Consider the following 14,820-nt stretch of genomic DNA (forward strand, 5'->3'; position numbering starts at 1 on the left):
AATATTGGAAGTAAAATGAAATTTCTCGACGAAGCAAAGGTCTATATCAAGTCCGGGGACGGCGGCGGCGGCAGCGTTTCCTTCCGACGCGAGAAATTCATTGAGTTCGGCGGCCCGGATGGCGGTGACGGCGGGCGCGGCGGCGACGTCTGGGTCGAGGCCGTCAACGGCCTGAACACGCTGATCGATTTCCGCTATCAGCAGCATTTCAAGGCGACGATCGGCACCCATGGCATGGGCAGAAACCGCACCGGCGCCAATGGCAGCGACGTGACGCTCAAGGTTCCGGTCGGCACCCAGATCTTCGAGGAAGATCAGGAAACGCTGATCTGCGACCTGACTGTCGAAGGCCAGCGTTACTGTCTCGCTCATGGCGGCAATGGCGGCTTCGGCAACGCCCATTTCAAGACTTCGGTCAATCAGGCGCCGGATTGGGCCAATCCCGGTCTGCCCGGCGAGGAAAAGACCATCTGGCTGCGCCTGAAGCTGATTGCCGATGCCGGCCTCGTCGGCCTGCCCAATGCCGGCAAGTCGACCTTCCTGGCTGCCGTCACCCGCGCCCGGCCGAAGATCGCCAACTATCCCTTCACCACGCTGCATCCCAATCTCGGCGTCGCCACCATCGACGAGCGCGAATTCATTCTTGCCGACATTCCGGGCCTGATCGAAGGCGCCCATGAAGGGGTCGGCATCGGCGACCGTTTCCTCGGCCATGTCGAGCGCACCCGCGTGCTGCTCCACCTCATCTCGGCCCAGGAGGAAAAGGTCGGCAAGGCGTATAAGACGGTCAAGCACGAGCTCGAAGCCTATGGAAACGAGCTGACCGACAAGGCGGAGATCGTGGCGCTGTCGCAGATCGATGTGCTCGACGATGCCGAACTGAAGAAGAAGACCAAGGAATTGGCCAAGGCCTGCGGCAAGACGCCGTTCCAGATTTCGGCCGTCACCGGCAAGGGCATGACCGAGGTGCTGCGCGCACTCCGCGACATCATCGTCGAAGCCAATACCGAGGAGAAGCCGGCCAAGGTGCCGAAGCTGCGCCATCGCGACATGGTCGTCACCGATGAGGGCGAGGATAAGGGTGGGGACGAGGACGATGACCAGCCGTAAGCCGCTTGGCCGCTACCGCCGCATCGTCATCAAGATCGGCTCCGCGCTTCTGGTCGACCGCAAGGCCGGGTTGAAGAAGGCCTGGCTTGACGCCATGTGCGCCGATATCTCCGGCCTGAAAGCCAAGGGCATCGACGTGCTCGTCGTCTCCTCGGGCGCAATCGCGCTCGGCCGCTCGGTGCTCGACCTGCCCTCGGGTGCGCTGAAGCTGGAGGAAAGCCAGGCTGCGGCTGCCGTCGGCCAGATCGCGCTGGCGCGCGCCTGGTCGGAAAGCCTGTCGCGCGACGAGATCGTCGCCGGCCAGATCCTGCTGACGCTCGGTGATACCGAGGAGCGCCGCCGCTATCTCAATGCGCGCGCCACCATCAATCAGCTCCTGAAGATCGGCGCCGTGCCGATCATCAACGAGAACGACACCGTCGCCACCAGCGAGATCCGCTATGGCGACAACGACCGGCTGGCCGCTCGTGTTGCGACGATGACCGGCGCCGATCTGCTCATCCTTCTCTCCGATATCGACGGCCTCTACACCGCACCACCGCATCTCGATCCAAACGCGACGTTCCTCGAGATGATTGCCGAAATCACCCCCGAGATCGAGGCGATGGCCGGCGGAGCCGCTTCGGAACTTTCGCGCGGCGGCATGCGCACCAAGATCGATGCCGGCAAGATTGCGACGGCATCAGGCTGCGCGATGATCATCGCCTCCGGCAAGACCGACAATCCGCTGTCGGCGATCGAAAACGGCGCGCGTTCCTCCTGGTTCGCGCCATCGGGCACACCGGTTACCGCCCGCAAGACCTGGATTGCCGGGCAGCTGCAGCCGGCCGGCGAACTGCATGTCGATGACGGCGCCGTCGTTGCCCTCGGGGCCGGCAAGAGCCTGCTTCCAGCCGGCGTGCGCAGCGTTTCCGGCCTCTTTAGCCGCGGCGATACGGTGGCGATCATCGGCCCGGCCGGCCGCGAGATCGCCCGCGGCCTGGTAAGCTACGATGCCGACGACGCCCGTCGGATCGCCGGCCGCAAGTCGGCGGAGATCGAGGCCATTCTCGGTTATGCCGGGCGCGCCGCCATGGTCCATCGCGACGACATGGTGATGACCGCACAGGTCGGTTCGAAATCGGAAAGGCAGAAGAAGGACGCGAGCTATGCTTGATACCGTTGCGCCAAGCCCTGACATTGACGTGCTGATGAACGACATCGGCCGCAAGGCAAGGGCTGCAGCACGACCACTGAGCTTTGCGTCCACTGAGGCCAAGAACAGCGCGTTGAATGCCATGGCCGATGCGATCCTGGCGAACAAGGCGCATATTCTTGCCGAGAACGCCAAGGACCTGAAGGGCATCGAAGGCACCGAGATGCTCGCTTCCTTCGTCGACCGGCTGACGCTGAACGACAAGCGCGTTGCCGAAATGGCCGAGGGAATCCGCGCCATCGCCGCCCTTGCCGATCCGGTCGGCGAAGTCATCGCTGCCTGGGACCGGCCGAACGGGCTGAAGATCGAACGGGTCCGCACCCCGCTCGGCGTCATCGGCGTGATCTTCGAAAGCCGGCCGAACGTCACTGCGGATGCCGGCGCCCTCTGCCTCAAGGCGGGTAATGCCGTCATTCTGCGTTGCGGCTCGGATTCACGCCGTTCATCGCAGGCTATCCATGCCTGCCTGGTCGAGGGCCTGAAGGCGGCGGGACTTCCAGAGCATGCTATCCAGCTCGTGCCGGTCACCGACCGCGCTGCAGTCGGCGCCATGCTGCGCGGCCTCGACGGCGCGATCGACGTCATCGTGCCGCGCGGCGGCAAGAGCCTGGTCGCCCGCGTGCAGAGCGAGGCCCGCGTGCCAGTTTTTGCCCATCTCGAAGGCCTTTGCCACATCTATGTCGATGCCTCGGCCGATATCGAAATGGCGAAGAAGATCGTCGTCAACGCCAAGATGCGGCGCACCGGCATCTGCGGCGCGGCCGAAACCCTGCTCGTCGATGGCGCCGCGATCGGCACGCATCTGACGCCGCTGCTCGAGGTTCTGATCGAGGCCGGCTGCGAAATCCGCGCTTCGCCGACGGTGCTGAAGGTCGCGCCCGGCATGAAGCCCGCGACCGAGGAGGACTGGTCGACGGAATATCTCGACGCGATCATTTCGGTCGCCGTCGTCGACGGCATATCGGGCGCCATCGCCCATATCCAGACATATTCCTCCAACCACACCGAGGCGGTTATCGCCGAGGACCCTGAGGTCGTCGCGCGTTTCTTCACCGAGGTCGATTCGGCGATCCTGCTGCACAACGCCTCGACGCAATTTGCCGATGGCGGCGAGTTCGGCATGGGTGCGGAAATCGGCATCGCCACCGGCAAGATGCATGCCCGTGGGCCTGTCGGTGTCGAACAGCTCACCTCTTTCAAATATCGGGTGCATGGTGCCGGACAGACGCGGCCCTGACGTGACGACCGAGAATGTGGACCGGCACTATCTCCGCATGCCGCACAGCGAGCGCGGCATGGTCGTCGGTCTGTTCGGTGGTTCGTTCAATCCGCCGCATCAGGGCCACGCGCTCGTCGCCGAAATCGCCATCAAGCGGCTTGGCCTCGACCAGCTCTGGTGGATGGTCACCCCCGGCAATCCGCTGAAGAGCCGCAACCAGCTCGCCCCGCTTGCCGAGCGCATTGCCGAAAGCGAGCGTGTTGCCGCCGATCCCCGCGTCAAGGTCACCGCCTTCGAACAGCCGTTCGGCGTCAGCTACACCGCCAACACGCTTGCCCGCGTCAAGGCGCGCAATCCGCATGTGCATTTCATCTGGATCATGGGCGCAGACAGCCTGCAGACCTTTCACAAGTGGCAGAAATGGCAGGAGATTGCCCGCACTTTCCCGATCGCGGTGATCGATCGGCCGGGCGCGACGCTCTCCTTCCTCTCCTCGAAAATGGCCAGGACCTTCGATTTCGCCCGTGTTGATGAGGATGACGCGCGTGTTCTCTGGAAGAAGCGTGCGCCGGCCTGGACCTTCATCCACGGGCCGCGCTCCGGCCTGAGTTCGACGGCAATCCGCAACGGCTCGTCGCACGCCGACGCAGAATAGAGCGCCCCGCGCCCAGCAAGACGCATGCGCCGGCCTGATTTCAGAAGATCCTGGAAACGAGAAAGCCCGACGGGGGAGGAGATCCGTCGGGCTTATAAACTCGATCGACAACTGGGAGGAGGAGTGTTGTCGACCCTATCGAACGGCTATGGGAGGAGGAGAAGCCGTGTCGATGAGTATGTTTTATCATATTCGACAAAAAGGTGAACATCGATTGGTGCATTGCAGCAATGCATAGGATGCAAATCTCAAGGTGAAGTTGGCTTCCCCATTGCCGTTTTTATTAGCAAAAATTAAGGAACTGGTCCCGGCCGCCGGAAGTCCCTGCGGTTTGCAAACTGACTCCCAGGTATTTTCACCCTGCTGATCTCAGTTTCAGCGGAAGCCATGCACCTCACGAATGCGTGAACATTGCGCCGCTGCGAACGCGGGCGCCGGATACGGTTATATTCTCTTGGATATATCCCTAGCCAAGACGTGCGGCTCGTTATATTCGTCGCAATATTTCGAACGCTGGGGAATAAATCATGCAAAACCGCCGCCAATGGATGAAGCTGGCAACCGCCGCGATCTCTGCCCTCTGGCTTGCCGCGACAGCGCTTTCGACGCCTGCCGCCGCAGCCGAAAAGCTCACTATCTTTGCGGCAGCGAGCCTCAAGAATGCGCTCGACGCCGCCAATGCCGCCTGGACAAGGGAAAGCGGCAATGACGCCGTCGCTTCCTATGCCGCGAGCGGGGCGCTGGCCAAGCAGATCGAAAACGCCGCCCCTGCCGATGTCTTCATCTCGGCGGACCTCGACTGGATGGAGTATCTCGCCAAGAAGAACCTGATCAAGGCCGATACCCGCTCCAACCTGGTCGGCAATAAGATTGTGCTTGTGGCGGAAAAGGACAAGGCAAAGCCAGTCGAGATCAAGCAGGGTTTCGATCTCGCAGGACTCCTCGGTGGCGGCAAGCTTGCCATGGGTGAGCCGAAATCGGTTCCGGCCGGTAAATACGGCGTGGCCGCGCTCGAAAAGCTCGGCGTCTGGAAATCGGTGGAAAGCAAGGTCGCCGGCGCCGAAAGCGTGCGCGCCGCCCTTGCCCTCGTCTCGCGCGGCGAAGCGCCTTATGGCATAGTCTATCAGACGGATGCCGCGGCCGATAAGGGTGTCGCCATCGTCGGCACATTCCCCGCCGATTCCCACCCGCCGATCATCTATCCGATCGCAATCCTCGCCGAGAGCAAGAACCCGGATGCATCCGCCTATCTCGACTTCCTGAAATCCGACAAGGCGGCCGCCTTCTTCACGGCGCAGGGTTTCACCATCCTGAAGTGATATGGGCCTGAAATGATCTGGGCTTCAAGTGATTGAGGGCTGAAATGATTGCGGAATCGTCGGCCGCAGCTTAGCGTGAGGGCTCGCCTCGGCGAGCCTTCGATTTTCCGGGGAGACCGTAGCATTTGGACATGTTGGGCTTGAGCGATGAGGAATGGACGGCGATCCTGCTCAGCCTGCGCGTCTCGATTGTCGCCATGCTGGCGAGCCTGCCCTTCGGCATCCTCGTCGCCCTGCTGCTTGCACGCGGCCGCTTCTGGGGTAAATCGGTGCTGAACGGCGTCGTTCACTTGCCGCTGATCCTGCCCCCGGTCGTCACCGGTTTTCTTCTCCTCATCCTGTTTGGCCGCCGCGGTCCGATCGGCAGCCTGCTCGACCAGTATTTCGGCATCGTCTTGTCTTTCCGCTGGACGGGTGCTGCACTGGCCTGCGCCATCATGGCCTTTCCGCTGATGGTGCGCAGCATCCGCCTGTCGATCGAGGCGGTCGATCGCAAGCTGGAAGAGGCGGCTGGAACGCTCGGCGCCGGCCCTCACTGGGTCTTCCTGACGATCACTTTGCCGCTGACCCTGCCCGGCATCATCGTCGGCATGATCCTTTCCTTCGCCAAGGCGATGGGCGAATTCGGCGCGACGATCACCTTCGTCTCCAACATTCCAGGCGAAACCCAGACGCTGTCGTCGGCGATCTATACCTTCACCCAGGTGCCCGGCGGCGATGCCGGCGCGCTCCGCCTGACGCTCGTCGCCATCGTCATTTCCATGGCTGCCCTGCTCGCCTCCGAATTCCTTGCCCGTCTCGCCGGCCGGAGGATCGATCCGGAATGACGCTGATCGTCGAGGCAAAACAGAGGCTCGGCGCCTTTTCGCTCGATGCCGCCTTCACCTCCGAGCGCGGCGTCACCGCGCTGTTCGGCCGCTCCGGCTCCGGCAAGACCTCGATGATCCGCATCATCGCCGGCCTCGCCCGCCCGGACGAAGGCCGCGTCGTCCTGGACGGCGAACCCCTGACCGAAACCGCAACCGGTATCTTCGTCCCGAAACATCGCCGCCGCTTCGGTTATGTCTTCCAGGAGGCCCGGCTTTTCCCGCATCTCAGCATTCGCGCCAATCTCTCCTATGGCCGCTGGTTCGCGGCGAGACCGGCACACGGCGAGAGCTTCGACCACATCGTCGACCTGCTCGGCATCGAGACGCTGCTGGAGCGCAGCCCCGCGAAACTCTCAGGCGGCGAGAAGCAGCGCGTCGCCATCGGCCGCGCACTTCTCTCCTCGCCCCGCCTCCTGTTGATGGACGAGCCGCTCGCCGCCCTCGATGATGCGCGCAAGGCCGAGATCCTGCCTTATCTCCAGCGATTGCGCGACGAAACCGACATCCCGATCGTCTATGTCAGCCATTCGATCGCCGAGGTGGCGCGGCTGGCAAACCAGGTCGTCGTCATGCGCGACGGCAAGGTAGAGGCGACGGGCCCCGCTATCGACATATTGAGCCGCCCCTCCGCCGCCTCCGAGCGGCGCGAGGCGGGCGCGCTGCTGGAAGGCACGGTGGAAAGCTTCGATGGGCTTCACCGCCTGTCGACTATCGCGCTGAAATCCTGCCAGCTCCATATTCCCGGTGCCGCCCTTGCGCCCGGCAAATCGGTCCGCATCCGCATTCCCTCCCGAGATGTCATGCTGGCGACCGCAAGGCCCGAGGGGCTCAGCGCGCTGAATATCCTGGAAGCAAGGATAGAAGCGATGTCGTCGACCGAGGACGGAACGGTGGAAATCCGGCTCGATTGCGGCGGCGATATCATTCTTTCCCGGATCACCACACTGTCCTGCGAGCGTCTGGATCTTCGACTGGGAAGGGCGGTCTTCGCCGTCATCAAGACAGTTGCCCTGGAGGCCTGATCAGCCGCGCTCACCCTGCTGCAGGTTACGCTTGCCCTCGAGCCAGGCGAGATCTTCGGCAAGGCTGGTGCGCATCGTCCTTTCCATCCGGCGGAAACGCGCCAGCAATTCCTCGCCGAACGGCGTCAGCGCCGCGCCGCCGCCCTTCTGCCCGCCGCGCTGCGATTCCACCACCTGTTCAGAGAACATCCGGTTCATCTCGCTGACCAGCAGCCATGCCCGGCGATAAGACATGTCCATCGCCCGCCCCGCCGCTGAGATCGATCCGGTCTGGCGGATATGCTCCAGCAGTTCCATCTTGCCATGGCCGAGGCGATCCTCATCCGGGAAGCTGATTCGCAGGACGGGCACGAGTGTTTTTGCGGCTGAGTCGGTCATTGAATCTGGAGATCGTGGAATTTGCCGCACTTTACGCTGCGGCATGGAAACTGTACACCGCCCGCACGAGGCCGCCCCGAGCAGTCAAATACTTCAATTCGAACGGCAGATCGGTTTTTCGGCCGTTCCGTACCTTAGCATGTCTTGAAACATTAATGGTTTGATGCCTATCTTAACCATGATCCGGTCTCGATCGGATCTGTGTTGTGCCTAGTTTGTCATTCCAGGAAAGGGAAAGCACTGACAACAGTACACGCCAAGGGAAAAACGTTCGCCGTTATCCCGAAGAGTGCGGAACGTGGCGCCGATGCCGCCGCCCGTGCCCTAGAAACCGTCCTCGCCAGCCTCGAGGACTCCAAAGCTGAAGATATCGTCACCATCGACATTGCCGGAAAATCGGCGCTGGGAGACTACATGATCGTCGTCTCCGGCCGTTCGAACAGGCATGTCATGGCGATCTCCGATCATCTGCTCACCGATCTTAAGGACGACGGCCTCGGTACGGCCCGCGTCGAAGGTCAGGAAGGCGGCGATTGGGTCCTGATCGACACTGGTGATATTATCGTGCACGTGTTCCGTCCCGAAATCCGCGAGTTCTACAACATCGAAAAGATGTGGGCGGCTCCGGATATGGATGAAGAAACACGGCACTGACAGGCGTGCCGGCATCTTGTCCGGCGCCTGAGACGTGGCATTGGCTGGCCGGAAAACCTCACAAACCGGCCGGTGGCGTAGTGTGCGCCCGAAGTGCCGCATGAGCGGGAGCGGATAAATGCGAATAGGTCTTTTTGCGGTGGGACGGCTGAAGTCCGGCCCCGAAAAGGATCTTGCCGCCCGTTATTTCGACCGTTTCGCCAAGGCCGGCCCTGCCGTCGGCCTCGAACTTACCCGTGTTGCCGAAGTTGGCGAAAGCCGTGCCTCCAATGCGGAGACCCGCAAGCGCGAAGAGGCAGCGATGCTTTTGAAATCGCTTGCCGATGGCAGCATCCTCATTCTTCTCGATGAACGCGGCAAGGCGCTTGACAGCGAAGCCTTCGCAAACCTGCTCGGCTCCTATCGCGACCAGGGCAAACGCGAGCTGACCATCGCGATCGGCGGCGCCGACGGCCTCGATCCCTCCCTGTACGACCGTGCCGACGCCACGCTGTGCCTGGGCAAGATGACCTGGCCGCACCAACTGGTGCGCACGCTGATCGCCGAACAGCTCTATCGCGCCGTCACCATCCTGTCTGGTCACCCCTATCACCGCGTCTGATGCCGCATCGGCCCGATGTGTCGGCAAAGCGTCGGCCAATGCGTCGCAATGTCACGCAGCCGTGTTTGCTTGGCCACCCGTTCTCCTGCAAACGTTATGGCAAAGCGCATCAAATCAGCTTAGTCTCCGCGCGATTTGAGAAAGTGCCCCAACACGCATGACGAGAGCATCCACCAGGCGACACCGCATGATCCTCCCGGCTATCGCGGCCGGCGTCGGTGTAGCGGTGATTGTCGTGTCGGCAAATCCGTTCATCGTCCAGGCGCAGGATGCCGTGCCCGAGGTGGCACAATCTGCACCGCAGCCGGCAGCCGAGCCGGCGCCACCCGATCCGGCCGCCGAACTTGCCGCCAAGCGTGATCAGACCCGTGCCGAACTCGAAACCCTGTCGAAGACGATCAGCCTCTCCACCGACAAGGTGAGCGCGCTTCAGCAGAGCATTGCCGATCTGGATAAGAGCACCGAAAGCATCCGCCAGGCGCTGATCGATTCCGCCGCCCGCCGCAAGGCGCTCGAAAAGCAGATCCTCGAAAGCGAGAAGAAGCTTGCCGATCTCGGCGTCAAGGAGGATGGCATCCGCCGTTCCCTGCACGAGCGCCGCGGCCTGCTGGCCGAGGTGCTGGCAGCGCTCCAGCGCATGGGCCGCAACCCGCCGCCCGCTTTGCTCGTCACCCCCGATGACGCGCTCGCCTCCGTGCGCAGCGCCATTCTGCTCGGCGCCGTCGTGCCTGGCATCCGCAAGGAGACCGACAAGCTTGCCGCAGACCTCGCAAGCCTCGCCGCATTGCAGACTGCAAGCGCCGCCGAGAAGGCCTCCCTGACCGGGACGATGACTGATGGCATCGAGGAAGAGCGGCGCATGGACCTGCTGCTTGCCGAAAACGACAAGCTCAGCCGCAGCAATGCCGCCGAACTCGCGGCCGAAAGGAAACGTTCCGAGGAGCTGGCAGGCAAGGCGACCAGCCTTGAAGGCCTCGTCGCCTCGATGGAATCCGAGATCGCTTCGGTGCGGGACGCTGCCGCTGCCGCCCGCCAGGCGGAGGAGAACCGGAAGCTTATGACGGACGAGCAGCGCGCTCAGGCCAAGGCTCTCGCCGACAGCGGTGTGCCCGATAAAAACCGCATTGCGCCCGCATATCCCTTCGGAGAATTGAAGGCGAAATTGGAGGTGCCCGTAGCGGGCGATATCCTGCGCCAGTTCGGCGATCCCGACGGCACCGGACACGAGGCCATGGGAATGACGGTCGCCACCAATCCGGAGACGGTGGTGACGGCGCCTGCGGATGGCCTGGTGGTTTTCGCCGGCGCATTTCGCAGTTACGGCCAGATGATCATCCTCGACGCGGGCGATGGGTACCACCTGGTTCTCTCGGGAATGGATACGATCAATACCCGTCAGGGAAAATTCGTTTTCTCCGGCGAGCCACTTGCCGTGATGGGCGCGAAAAGAGTGGCAAGCGCAACTGCATTGGCGCTGGAAACGAACCGGCCAACGCTTTACATTGAATTTCGAAAGGACGGTAAACCGGTCGATTCCCGGCCGTGGTGGACCGCCAAAGACACTGGAAAGGCACGCAATGATTCGTAGGGCTTCTCTTGTTCTGGTCGGCGCATTGATGGGTGCGACCGCAATGAGCGTCATTTACTCGGCGGGTGTGCCGGCAGAAGCGGCCGGATCCTCGACCTACAAGGAACTGTCTGTTTTCGGAGATGTCTTCGAGCGTGTGCGTGCGCAATATGTGACGCCGCCTGCGGAAGACAAGCTGATCGAGAACGCCATCAACGGCATGCTTTCCTCGCTCGATCCGCATTCGAGCTACATGAATGCGAAGGACGCCGAGGACATGCGCACCCAGACCAAGGGTGAGTTCGGCGGCCTCGGCATCGAAGTCACGATGGAAGATGAACTCGTCAAGGTCATCACCCCGATCGACGATACGCCCGCCGCCAAGGCCGGCGTTCTCGCCGGCGACTATATCTCCGAGATCGACGGCCAGTCCGTGCGTGGCCTGAAGCTGGAAGACGCCGTCGAGAAGATGCGTGGCGCCGTCAACACGCCGATCAAGCTGACGCTGATCCGCAAGGGTGCCGACAAGCCGATCGAGCTGACGATCGTCCGCGACGTCGTCGCCGTTCAGGCAGTCAAGTCGCGTGTCGAGGACGATGTCGGTTATCTCCGCATCATCTCCTTCACCGAGAAGACCTATCCTGACATGGAAAAGGCGATCAAGAAGATCAAGGACACCGTTCCGGCCGACAAGCTGAAGGGTTATGTTCTCGACCTGCGCCTCAATCCGGGCGGTCTGCTTGACCAGGCGATCAACGTCTCCGATGCCCTGCTGCAGCGCGGCGAAGTCGTTTCGACTCGCGGCCGCAATCCGGATGAAACCCGCCGCTTCAATGCCGGCCCGGGCGACCTGACGGATGGCAAGCCGGTGATCGTGCTGATCAACGGCGGTTCGGCTTCCGCATCGGAAATCGTCGCCGGCGCGCTTCAGGATCTGCGCCGTGCCACCGTTCTCGGCACGCGCTCCTTCGGCAAGGGTTCTGTGCAGACAATCATCCCGCTCGGCGAAAACGGCGCGTTGCGCCTGACCACGGCGCTCTACTACACGCCGTCGGGCCGCTCGATCCAGGGTACCGGCATCACCCCCGACATCAAGGTCGAGGAGCCGCTGCCGCAGGAACTGCAGGGCAAGATGGTGACCGAAGGCGAATCCAGCCTGCGCGGCCACATCAAGGGTCAGAGCGAGACCGACGAAGGTTCGGGCTCCGTCGCCTATGTCCCGCCGGACCCGAAGGACGACGTTCAGCTTAACTACGCGCTCGACCTTCTGCGCGGCAAGAAGACCGATCCGGCCTTCCCGCCGAACCCAGACAAGGCCGTCGTCGCCAAGTAGTCGATCACATCAAGGCCGGGCACCTCGCCCGGCCTTGACCCTTTCTGCTGTTTCCCGGTTTTGGAGCGGGCGAAAAATTGGGAACGGACCTGCATACGCCCCTGGGCCGCAACCGCAAAGCCGGCCGCAAGCGTCCGGGTTTTCTGCGCCTGGGCCGCATCGCCGCCAGTCTTTGCCTTTTCGCGATAGGCGGCTTTTCCCTCTATACCGCGTTTCGCGGCGATGGGCTCGAACGCACCAAACCGCCGGCGGCCGAACAAGCCGCAACACCCCCTGCCAATACGCCTCAGCCACCGACGGCCACCACGGGCCAAGCGGCCGACGGCATGCCACGCGCCGATCCGCGCTCGGGCGCCAATGTCGAGCAGATGGTCACCGGCGACGGCTCGGTCGTCACCAAATACAGCCCCCGCCCACGCGACGGCGGCGGGCCGGTGCTGGTCGACGCCATGCAGATCGGCCAGGATCCGCGCATGGCAGCCCAGCCCAATGATGCGCTGCTCGAAGAGACGCCTTTTGGCAGGCTGCCGATCGTCGGCCCCGATGGCCGGAGGCCGATGGATCAATATGCGCGTCCCTCGTCCGGCGCGCGCGGCGTCCGCATCGCCATCGTCGTCAGCGGCCTCGGGCTCAGCCAGACCGGAACGCAGCGCGCCATCGCCGAACTGCCGGAAGAGATCACCTTCGCTTTCGCCGCAAGCGGCAACAGCCTGCAGCGCTGGATGCAGGAGGCCCGCCGCAGCGGTCACGAGATCCTTCTGCAAGTACCGCTCGAACCTTTTGATTATCCGGCGAACGATCCGGGCCCCGAAACGCTGCTGACCACGAAGTCGGCCGCCCGCAACATCGAGAACCTGCACAAGGCGATGGGCGAGATCACCAACTATACCGGCGTCATGAATTATCTCGGCGGCCGTTTCCTGTCTGATCCCGCCGCCATGGAGCCTGTCATGCGCGACATCGGCAAGCGCGGGTTGCTGTTTCTCGACGATGGCACATCAGCGCAGTCGAAGACGGCGGCGATCGCCAAGGGAACCGAACTGCCCTATGCCTTCGCCGACCTGCAGCTCGACGGCCAGCTTGATATCAATGCCGTCCTGAAGAAGCTCGACGAACTCGAGCGCATCGCCCGCAAGAACGGACAGGCGATCGGCGTCGCCGCCGCTTTCGATGAGAGCGTTGACGCCATCGCCAAATGGAGCGAGGAGGCTGCGATGCGCGGCATCGAGATTGTCGGCGTTGCCGCCCTTTCCAACGACCCCAGGAATCCTTGAGAGAATCCCTGAGAAGAATCCTGAACGGAGAAGAAGATGAGTCAGGCGACCGTGAAAGCCGAGGATCTGCCCTACCGCCCCTGCGTCGGCGTGATGATCCTGAACCGCGATGGCCTCGTCTGGGCCGGGCGGCGCATCTCCGACGGCAATTCCGAATATGACGGCTCGCCGCAGCTCTGGCAGATGCCGCAGGGGGGCATCGACAAGGGCGAGGATCCATTGGACGCCGCCTACCGCGAGCTTTACGAGGAGACCGGCATCAAGACGGTGACCCTGCTTGCCGAAGCGAGAGACTGGATCAACTATGATCTGCCGCCGGCCCTGATCGGCATAGGGCTGAGAGGAAAATTCCGCGGCCAGACTCAGCGCTGGTTCGCTTTCCGCTTCGATGGCGACGACAGCGAGATCGCCATCAACCCGCCGCCTGGCGGCCACGAGCCGGAATTCGATGCCTGGGAATGGAAGCCAATGCAGCAACTGCCGGAGCTGATCGTGCCCTTCAAGCGCACCGTCTATGACCAGGTGGTGGCCGAGTTCCAGCACTTGGAAACACTTCAATCGGAAGACTGATTGCGGCTGGATGATTGCTACCGTTTGTGCTCGGCAGCAGGAATAGGGTCACCGGCCGCCATCGGCGGCCGGCATCTCGTTCGAATCTTATTCGGCTTCGTTGGCGGAATCGGCGTTGAGCTGGCCGTATTTGCTCTCGCCGATTTTCTCGAGCAGGTCGATCTGTGTTTCGAGGAAGTCGATATGACCTTCCTCGTCCGCCAGCAGCTCCTCGAAAAGTTTCATGGAAACGTAGTCGCCGGCGTCATGACAGATATCGCGCGACTTCTTGTAGGCCGTGCGGGCGTCGTACTCGCCGGCAAGATCGGCTTCCAGAACTTCCTTGACGTTCTGGCCGATGCGCAGAGGTGCGAGGGTCTGCAGATTGGGATGGCCTTCGAGGAAGATGATGCGTGCAACTAGCCGGTCGGCATGGTGCATCTCTTCGATGGATTCGGCGCGCTCCTTCTTGGCGAGCTTGGTGTAGCCCCAGTCCTCAAGAAGACGATAGTGAACCCAATATTGGTTGACCGCACCGAGTTCGAGGAACAACGCCTCGTTAAGCCGCTCGATGACCTTTTTGTCGCCTTTCAATGTCCGCTCTCCTGTTTTCCTCATGGAATTGTTTCAAGCGGGACATGAAATCAAATATTTCGGTCTCCGTCGAGTGGCGACGGGCGTGATATTCCTCGGTCGTCTGGATAATGATGTCGACGACATTGGGGAAACAACCGCAGCAGCGGCCGCGTTTTTCCATGGCGTGATAGACCTTCGCAGGCACGATAAGCTGCCAACAATCTTCATCGAGAAGATTGGTGATAACCTCCCGGATTTCCTTATCGGTTATATAATTGCAGCTGCAGACAAGCACGTCTTCATTCCAAACATGACACTGACTATCGTGTTTTCTGCTAAAGAAGATGGTGGCTGTCAAGAAAAAATTCGATTCCCGCAGCATTGAACAACGGTGTGCGAATGAGGCCTCATGCATATCGTCCGGGATTATGCAGCGGTTTCAGGATGATGACGCCATAAGGCAAATGAAGACAACCTGCATGGTCCTGATCGCTGCGAC

At 62.1% G+C, this 14,820-nt stretch carries 16 protein-coding genes; 13 read left to right on the forward strand and 3 right to left on the reverse strand.

Annotated elements, in window-relative coordinates; translation table 11 throughout:
• Positions 1–15: 15 nt before the first annotated feature.
• From obgE to modC, 7 genes are all read left to right on the forward strand, one after another.
• Positions 16–1,110 carry a GTPase ObgE gene (gene obgE, locus U5G49_RS21605; protein ID WP_193444541.1) on the forward strand — a complete coding sequence of 365 codons (1,095 nt, stop codon included), beginning with the start codon at positions 16–18 and terminating at the stop codon, positions 1,108–1,110.
• Positions 1,097–2,266: a glutamate 5-kinase gene (gene proB, locus U5G49_RS21610; protein WP_193444540.1), complete on the forward strand. Its 1,170-nt coding sequence runs from the start codon at positions 1,097–1,099 to the stop codon at positions 2,264–2,266. Before obgE ends, proB begins: the two co-directional genes overlap by 14 nt.
• A complete protein-coding gene (locus U5G49_RS21615; protein WP_193444539.1) occupies positions 2,259–3,542 on the forward strand; it encodes a glutamate-5-semialdehyde dehydrogenase in 1,284 nt (427 codons plus the stop codon). Before proB ends, U5G49_RS21615 begins: the two co-directional genes overlap by 8 nt.
• Entirely contained in the window at positions 3,517–4,179 is a 663-nt protein-coding gene (locus U5G49_RS21620; RefSeq protein ID WP_018244108.1) for a nicotinate-nucleotide adenylyltransferase, read from the forward strand. Before U5G49_RS21615 ends, U5G49_RS21620 begins: the two co-directional genes overlap by 26 nt.
• Positions 4,180–4,706: 527 nt before the next feature.
• Positions 4,707–5,498, forward strand: coding sequence for a molybdate ABC transporter substrate-binding protein (modA, locus tag U5G49_RS21625; RefSeq protein ID WP_193444538.1), 792 nt, complete (start codon positions 4,707–4,709; stop codon positions 5,496–5,498).
• A gap of 125 nt (positions 5,499–5,623) precedes the next feature.
• Positions 5,624–6,325, forward strand: coding sequence for a molybdate ABC transporter permease subunit (modB, locus tag U5G49_RS21630; protein ID WP_193444537.1), 702 nt, complete (start codon positions 5,624–5,626; stop codon positions 6,323–6,325).
• Positions 6,322–7,389: a molybdenum ABC transporter ATP-binding protein gene (gene modC / locus U5G49_RS21635; RefSeq protein ID WP_193444536.1), complete on the forward strand. Its 1,068-nt coding sequence runs from the start codon at positions 6,322–6,324 to the stop codon at positions 7,387–7,389. The genes modB and modC overlap by 4 nt, the downstream gene beginning before the upstream one ends.
• Here the strand turns inward: modC and U5G49_RS21640 are convergent, their stop codons facing one another.
• Positions 7,390–7,767 carry a winged helix-turn-helix domain-containing protein gene (locus U5G49_RS21640; protein WP_018244112.1) on the reverse strand — a complete coding sequence of 126 codons (378 nt, stop codon included), beginning with the start codon at positions 7,765–7,767 and terminating at the stop codon, positions 7,390–7,392. It abuts the gene before it with no gap.
• Between the two features lie 204 nt (positions 7,768–7,971).
• On the opposite strand from U5G49_RS21640, the gene rsfS reads away from it, so the two are divergent.
• From rsfS to U5G49_RS21670, 6 genes are all read left to right on the forward strand, one after another.
• A complete protein-coding gene (gene rsfS / locus U5G49_RS21645) occupies positions 7,972–8,421 on the forward strand; it encodes a ribosome silencing factor (protein WP_018244113.1) in 450 nt (149 codons plus the stop codon).
• A gap of 118 nt (positions 8,422–8,539) precedes the next feature.
• On the forward strand, positions 8,540–9,022 hold the full coding sequence (gene rlmH, locus U5G49_RS21650; protein WP_112905560.1) for a 23S rRNA (pseudouridine(1915)-N(3))-methyltransferase RlmH: 483 nt from the start codon (positions 8,540–8,542) through the stop codon (positions 9,020–9,022).
• A 187-nt stretch (positions 9,023–9,209) separates the two neighbouring features.
• A complete protein-coding gene (locus U5G49_RS21655; protein ID WP_193444535.1) occupies positions 9,210–10,610 on the forward strand; it encodes a murein hydrolase activator EnvC family protein in 1,401 nt (466 codons plus the stop codon).
• Positions 10,600–11,922: a S41 family peptidase gene (locus tag U5G49_RS21660; protein WP_017995549.1), complete on the forward strand. Its 1,323-nt coding sequence runs from the start codon at positions 10,600–10,602 to the stop codon at positions 11,920–11,922. Before U5G49_RS21655 ends, U5G49_RS21660 begins: the two co-directional genes overlap by 11 nt.
• A 77-nt stretch (positions 11,923–11,999) precedes the next feature.
• A complete protein-coding gene (locus tag U5G49_RS21665; protein WP_193444534.1) occupies positions 12,000–13,196 on the forward strand; it encodes a divergent polysaccharide deacetylase family protein in 1,197 nt (398 codons plus the stop codon).
• A 36-nt stretch (positions 13,197–13,232) separates the two neighbouring features.
• Positions 13,233–13,766 (forward strand): RNA pyrophosphohydrolase, encoded by a 534-nt coding sequence (locus U5G49_RS21670; RefSeq protein ID WP_193444533.1) that lies wholly within the window; start codon positions 13,233–13,235, stop codon positions 13,764–13,766.
• Positions 13,767–13,853: 87 nt separating this feature from the next.
• Here U5G49_RS21670 and bfr read toward each other — a convergent pair whose 3' ends face one another.
• Both bfr and U5G49_RS21680 read right to left on the reverse strand, forming a co-directional pair.
• Entirely contained in the window at positions 13,854–14,339 is a 486-nt protein-coding gene (gene bfr / locus U5G49_RS21675; RefSeq protein WP_017966050.1) for a bacterioferritin, read from the reverse strand.
• Positions 14,305–14,703 (reverse strand): (2Fe-2S)-binding protein, encoded by a 399-nt coding sequence (locus tag U5G49_RS21680; protein WP_246288972.1) that lies wholly within the window; start codon positions 14,701–14,703, stop codon positions 14,305–14,307. The genes bfr and U5G49_RS21680 overlap by 35 nt, the downstream gene beginning before the upstream one ends.
• Between the last annotated feature and the right edge of the window lie 117 nt (positions 14,704–14,820).

The sequence above is a fragment of the Rhizobium indigoferae genome, from assembly GCF_034554815.1.
In the GTDB taxonomy this organism is placed as follows: Bacteria; Pseudomonadota; Alphaproteobacteria; order Rhizobiales; family Rhizobiaceae; genus Rhizobium; species Rhizobium leguminosarum.

Bases quoted from the DNA above. Each gene is read 5' to 3' on its own strand.
- modC (WP_193444536.1), top strand. From the start codon at position 6,322: ATGACGCTGATCGTCGAGGCAAAACAGAGGCTCGGCGCCTTTTCGCTC.
- U5G49_RS21680 (WP_246288972.1), bottom strand. From the start codon at position 14,703: ATGCTGCGGGAATCGAATTTTTTCTTGACAGCCACCATCTTCTTTAGC.
- proB (WP_193444540.1), top strand. From the start codon at position 1,097: ATGACCAGCCGTAAGCCGCTTGGCCGCTACCGCCGCATCGTCATCAAG.
- U5G49_RS21640 (WP_018244112.1), bottom strand. From the start codon at position 7,767: ATGACCGACTCAGCCGCAAAAACACTCGTGCCCGTCCTGCGAATCAGC.
- U5G49_RS21670 (WP_193444533.1), top strand. From the start codon at position 13,233: ATGAGTCAGGCGACCGTGAAAGCCGAGGATCTGCCCTACCGCCCCTGC.
- U5G49_RS21620 (WP_018244108.1), top strand. From the start codon at position 3,517: ATGGTGCCGGACAGACGCGGCCCTGACGTGACGACCGAGAATGTGGAC.
- rlmH (WP_112905560.1), top strand. From the start codon at position 8,540: ATGCGAATAGGTCTTTTTGCGGTGGGACGGCTGAAGTCCGGCCCCGAA.
- U5G49_RS21655 (WP_193444535.1), top strand. From the start codon at position 9,210: ATGATCCTCCCGGCTATCGCGGCCGGCGTCGGTGTAGCGGTGATTGTC.
- modA (WP_193444538.1), top strand. From the start codon at position 4,707: ATGCAAAACCGCCGCCAATGGATGAAGCTGGCAACCGCCGCGATCTCT.
- obgE (WP_193444541.1), top strand. From the start codon at position 16: ATGAAATTTCTCGACGAAGCAAAGGTCTATATCAAGTCCGGGGACGGC.
- U5G49_RS21615 (WP_193444539.1), top strand. From the start codon at position 2,259: ATGCTTGATACCGTTGCGCCAAGCCCTGACATTGACGTGCTGATGAAC.
- U5G49_RS21660 (WP_017995549.1), top strand. From the start codon at position 10,600: ATGATTCGTAGGGCTTCTCTTGTTCTGGTCGGCGCATTGATGGGTGCG.